Source organism: Pseudorhodobacter sp., from assembly GCF_030452865.1.
Taxonomy (GTDB): domain Bacteria; phylum Pseudomonadota; class Alphaproteobacteria; order Rhodobacterales; family Rhodobacteraceae; genus Pseudorhodobacter.
This window is the reverse complement of record NZ_JAKDLJ010000249.1, coordinates 1-5,347: the sequence shown is the minus strand read 5'-3', so window position 1 is coordinate 5,347 and position 5,347 is coordinate 1. Positions and strand designations below refer to the sequence as shown.

5 protein-coding genes are annotated in these 5,347 nt (G+C 62.7%); 3 read left to right on the top strand and 2 right to left on the bottom strand.

Annotated elements, in window-relative coordinates; genetic code table 11:
- The 3 genes from L0H65_RS13640 to L0H65_RS13630 form a co-directional block, all read left to right on the top strand.
- Positions 1–718, top strand: a 718-nt coding sequence (locus tag L0H65_RS13640; protein WP_301459597.1) for a sugar isomerase domain-containing protein, incomplete at its 5' end; no start/stop codon positions are given.
- Complete coding sequence (locus L0H65_RS13635) at positions 718–2,157, top strand: aldehyde dehydrogenase (RefSeq protein ID WP_301459596.1); 1,440 nt, start codon at positions 718–720, stop codon at positions 2,155–2,157. The genes L0H65_RS13640 and L0H65_RS13635, both read left to right, overlap by 1 nt.
- A gap of 74 nt (positions 2,158–2,231) precedes the next feature.
- A complete protein-coding gene (locus L0H65_RS13630) occupies positions 2,232–3,323 on the top strand; it encodes a helix-turn-helix domain-containing protein (protein ID WP_301459595.1) in 1,092 nt (363 codons plus the stop codon).
- A 4-nt stretch (positions 3,324–3,327) separates the two neighbouring features.
- Here L0H65_RS13630 and cueR read toward each other — a convergent pair whose 3' ends face one another.
- Positions 3,328–3,717, bottom strand: coding sequence for a Cu(I)-responsive transcriptional regulator (cueR, locus tag L0H65_RS13625; RefSeq protein ID WP_301459594.1), 390 nt, complete (start codon positions 3,715–3,717; stop codon positions 3,328–3,330).
- The coding region (locus L0H65_RS13620) for a copper-translocating P-type ATPase (protein ID WP_301459593.1) at positions 3,714–5,347 on the bottom strand (1,634 nt) is incomplete at its 5' end. The genes cueR and L0H65_RS13620, both read right to left, overlap by 4 nt.

Genomic DNA, 5,347 nt, shown 5'->3' with positions numbered 1-5,347 from the left:
CCGTGTGCAGCAGACCCAAGCCGAGGCGATCAACGTGGCTGGTGCAATTTGCGCCAAGGCGATCATGGCCGACAATCTGGTGTTCACCTTTGGCACCGGTCACGGCTCTTTCGCCGCGATGGAGATGTTTCCGCGCACTGGCACCGTCACCGGGTTCCGGCCGATCGTTGAAAGCTCGATGATTTCGTTTCATCGGGTTCTGGGCGATGGCGGCGCACGGCAGTATCGCTTTATCCACGGGCAGGAAGGTTACGGCGATGCGATCTTTGCCGCGCATGAAACCCGCGCTGGCGATGCCATGCTGATCTTTTCCCATTCCGGCCTGAACGCTGTGACGCTGGATATTGCAGTGGCCGCGCAGAAGAAGGGGATGAAGCTGATCGGGGTGACTTCGGTGCCGCATTCTTCGGTCACGCCGTCGCGGCATAGCTGTGGCAAGCGGTTGTTTGAGCTGGCCGATGTGGTGATTGATACTGGTGTGCCGGTGGGCGATGCCGCGATCCAGATTGAAGGGGTGAAGGGGAAGGTCGGTGCCACCTCCACCTCCATCGCGGTTGCAATTGGTCATGCCATCAACGCGGTAACGGCGGAGATTATCGCAGCGGCGGGCCGCGACCCCTATATCATGGTCAGCCCGAACACGGTCGATAAAGCCGCCGCAACGGTGCAGAACGACAAGAACTATGCCGAGTTGTGGCGTCGGCTGAGGGCGCGGTGATGGAGCGCGGATTCTTCATCAATGGCGCATGGCACAACCCGGTGCAGGCAGAGCGGTTTGACCTGATCAACCCGGCAACCGGGGAAAAGATCGGCTCCACCCTGCTGGCCAGCCGCGACGATATTGACATGGCGGTGAAGGCGGCTGAGGTGGCTGCGGCCGGTTTCGCCGCGATGCCTGCCGCAGATCGCGCGGCGATCCTGACCCGCGCCGCCGATCTGATCATCGCCCGCAGCGATGAAATGGCGCGGCTTTTGACGCGAGAGCAGGGCAAACCCGTCTCCGACAATCTTAAGGAAATCCTGTTCGGGGCGGATGTGTTGCGCTATTATGCCGCCGAGGCGACGCGGGTGTTCGGCACGTTGCGCCCGGCGTCCAGCCCGCAAATCCGCAATCTGGTGACCTGGCATCCCATCGGCGTTTGTGCCGGAATTGTGCCGTGGAACTATCCGATTGACCTTTATGCATGGAAAATTGGCCCCGCATTGGCGGCGGGGTGCCCCATCGTCGTGAAGTCCCCGCATGAAACCCCGCTTGCCATCGCGATGATGGTGGATTGCCTGCATGAGGCGGGCACGCCGCCCGGAGTGATCGCCGACCTGCCGGGTCTTGGCCCGGTCGCGGGTGCGGCGTTGGCCGAACATCCGCGCGTCCGGTTGATTTCGGCGACCGCTTCGGTGCCTGCGGGACAGGCGATCATGCGCGCGGCGGCGGGCAATCTGAAACGACTGTCGCTGGAACTGGGCGGCCATGCGCCGTTTATCGTGCTGCCCGGTGCGAATGTGGCAGAGGCGGCAAAAGCCGCACATCGGCGCGCGTTTTCCAACATGGGGCAGATTTGCATTACGGTGAATCGTGTTCTGGTCCACAACTCCCTGAAAGTTGAGTTTGCGGCTACGTTGGCGCAACTGGCCGAAGAAACCGTTGTTGGTAACGGGATGGACCCGGCAATCGGCTATGGCCCGGTGCAGAACGCATCAGTCATCACGCGGACCGAGGCGCATATTGCGGATGCCGTGGCAAAAGGTGGCCGCGTGCTGGCCGGGGGCAAACGCGCCATTGGGGGCGATCTGGATCGCGGGCTTTATTTCCGCCCGACGGTGATCGACGCGCCGCTGAACTCGCTTCCGATGAACGAAGAAAGTTTTGGCCCCTTGGCCGCAATGACCGGGTTTGAAACGATGGAGGAAATGTTTGCCATCGCGAATGGCCTTGAATACGGGTTGGCCGCCTATGTTTACGGTGAACTGGAACAGGCTTGGGGCGTGGCGGAAAAGTTGGAATTTGGTGCGGTTGGCGTGAATGTGAATGACACCAGCGAACTTCAGGCTCCGTTCGGCGGTTGGAAAATGTCAGGCTTTGGCCGCGAACTCGGGCCGGAAGGATTGATGACCTTTCTGGAACAAAAGCACATCAAACTGCGGCTTCGTCCGCTTTGACATCGTTGCGCCAAGCCCGTTTTCGACGGCGAAAGGGCTTGGCGCAATGCGCAAAAATTGGCTAATCTGCGCAGATGAAACGGCCACCCACCCCGAAATTTGAAAACGACAGCGACCTGACAGAGGACCCTTTCGCCCCTGCGCAGGCGGAGGATGAAGACCTGTGGTTTCTGCCCGGCCCAGTGGACGATGCAGAGCGCGACCCCTTCGCACCCCCCTTGCCACGCGGGGAAGGGCGTTTGCTCTATGATGTTGATGCCTGGGTTTCAGCAGAAGCCACACTGGCGCAACCCCTGGCAGAGCTTGCCTTTCTCGCCGGGCGTCTGGTGGAACGCCTGCGCCGCGCGCCGGGGATGGTGGACCGGCTGGCGATGGGCGAAGCGGTGGAGCTTTCATGGCTGGCGGGGGATCGCGTCAGCGCCGACAGTCTGGCGCTGTGGCACCATCTGTGCATCGGCAGCGCGCGCGAAGATGCACAGGCCTTGGGCCGCGCCGATTGGGCCTTGCGACGTTTGATTGCCGGTCCCGGCCCGTTGGAAGATTTGCGCACCTTTCTGGGTCGGCACAACCCGGCAGAGGGGGAGGCGGGAAGCCCGCTGTCGCATCGCATCGCGGATTGGCAGGATGCGATGGCTGAGGTCAGAGGATTGCATCCGATCACGCAAGCCGCATTCGGTTTTTCGCTTTGGCCGCTGGCGGAACCGTCGCAAGGCTCCGCGCTGGAAGATCACGCCCCGGCGCAACTGCTCGAATCGGCGGTCGCCGCGACAAGGATTGCAGCGCTGATCGGCGGGCAAGGCATGCGCTTCTTGCCGCTGGCCCTTGACGGTGGTTCGGCGCTGCGGCTTGGGGGACCGGTGCAGGCGCGGCTGTCACGCTGGATCCTCGGGGCCGATCAGGCGGCGCGCAAAGCCTTGGTGCAACTTGATCAGGTGGAGGATTGGGTGGTCCGGGCCGAGGCAGCGACCGCCACAATGTCGGGCCGCACGCGACAACATTTGATCGCAGCACTTCTGGCCAATCCGGTGCTGTCCGCGCCGATGGCGGAGGCGCTGACAAAATCCAGCCGCGCCGCCGTGCAAAGGAATATGACGCGGTTTGAAGACCTGGGCCTGATCCGGGAAATTACCGGACAAGGGCGCTTTCGGTTCTGGGCGGTGAACTGATCGGTCAACCTTGATTGGCCAAGGATGCGAGGATCGGACAATCGGGGCGATCATCACCGGCGCAACTCCGGATCAGATCGGTCAGGGTCTGCTGCATTTCGCGCAAATCCGCGATTTTCTGTTCGATCTGGTCCAGATGTTCCTGCGCGATGGCTTTCACATCGGCACTGCTGCGCGCCCGATTTTCGTATAGCTGCAACAGGGTGCGGCAATCTTCCACCCGAAAACCAAGCGCGCGGGCGCGGGCGAGAAAGGCGAGTTTGTGCAAGTCTTGTGGGCGAAAGGCGCGGTAGCCGTTGGCATCGCGCAAGGGTTTGATCAGGCCGATATCCTCATAATAGCGGATGGTTTTGGCGGGCAGGCCGGAGCGGGTGGCGATCTCTCCGATATTCATGTTGCCGCTCCGGTGATCTGTGGAGCAGCCCCGGTCACCTTGTTGGTGACCGGGGAAAGTGCTGGCGCGACGCGCCGCAGCCGCAACGCATTGGTCACGACAAAGACCGAACTCAGCGCCATCGCCCCGGCAGCGAGCATCGGCGACAACAGCATGCCGGTGAACGGATACAGCACCCCCGCCGCCACCGGGATCAACGCAGCATTGTAGCCAAAGGCCCAGAACAGATTCTGGCGGATGTTGCGCATCGTCGCATGGCTGATCGCGAGGGCGTTGACCACGCCCGTCAACTCCCCCGACATCAGCACCACATCGGCGGCTTCAATTGCAACATCGGTGCCGGTGCCGACGGCAAGCCCGATGTCGGCGGCGGCGAGGGCAGGCGCATCATTGATGCCATCGCCGACAAAAGCCACCGCACCGAATTTTCCCCGCAGCTTCGCGATGGCCGCTACTTTGCCATCAGGCATGACTTCGGCCACCACCTCATCAATGCCAAGCCGCCCGGCGATGATCTTTGCCGTGGCCTTGTTGTCACCGGTAATCATCGCGACTTTCAGCCCTTGCGCATGCAACGCACGGATCGCCTCCGGTGTGCTGGGCTTGATCGGGTCTGACACGCCAAGCGCCGCGACAATCTGGCCATCGATCGCCGCATAAAGCGGCGTTTCCCCGGCGCTGGCGATATCCCGGCCCGCCTGTTCCAGCTTGCCAAGGGCGACACCTTCGCGCTTCATCAACCGATCCGCGCCGATCAACACGGTTTGGCCCGCAACCGTGGCGCGCGCGCCCATGCCGGTCACGGTGTCAAACCCGGTCACTTGCGGCAGGTCCATGCCTTTGGCAGCGCGGGTAATGGCCTGCGCGATCGGGTGTTCGGACTGCGCCTCCACTGCGGCCAGGATCGGCAGCAAGGTGGCGCGCGATTGATCCGGGGCAAGGGTAAAAGAGGTCAGTTCCGGTTTGCCCATCGTCAAGGTGCCGGTCTTGTCGAGTGCGATAACCTTCGCTTCCTGCAAGCCTTGCAACGCATCGCCTTTGCGAAACAGCACGCCCAGTTCCGCCGCGCGCCCGGTGCCGACCATGATCGAGGTCGGCGTCGCAAGCCCCATCGCGCAGGGGCAGGCGATGATCAGCACCGAGACGCCAGATACCAGTGCCAGCGCAAGCGCGGGGGAAGGACCGACGATCAGCCAGACCACCACCGTCAGCACGGCCAAACCCATGACCGCCGGCACAAAAACCCCCGCAATCCGGTCAACGAGGGTCTGGATCGGGAGTTTGGCGCCTTGGGCATCCTGCACCATCCGGATGATCTGCGACAACATCGTGTCCGCGCCCACGGCCGTTGCGCGATAGGTCAGAGCGCCGGTGCTGTTCACCGTGCCGCCGACAACCGTTTCCCCGGCGGTTTTCGCAACCGGCGTCGGTTCGCCCGTGATCATGCTTTCGTCAACGTAGGATTGACCGGACAATACCTCACCATCCACCGCAACCCGCGCGCCCGGACGCAGATGCAGTACATCGCCCGTCACCACCTGCGCCAACGGCAGTTCAACCACCTCATCGCCGCGTTCGACCAGTGCCAGCACCGGTTGCAAATCAACCAGCCTGCGGATGGCCGCACCGG

What these genes read in the sequence shown, in the direction of transcription:
- L0H65_RS13635 (WP_301459596.1), top strand. Translation starts at nt 718, where the DNA reads ATGGAGCGCGGATTCTTCATCAATGGCGCATGGCACAACCCGGTGCAG.
- L0H65_RS13630 (WP_301459595.1), top strand. Translation starts at nt 2,232, where the DNA reads ATGAAACGGCCACCCACCCCGAAATTTGAAAACGACAGCGACCTGACA.
- cueR (WP_301459594.1), bottom strand. Translation starts at nt 3,717, where the DNA reads ATGAATATCGGAGAGATCGCCACCCGCTCCGGCCTGCCCGCCAAAACC.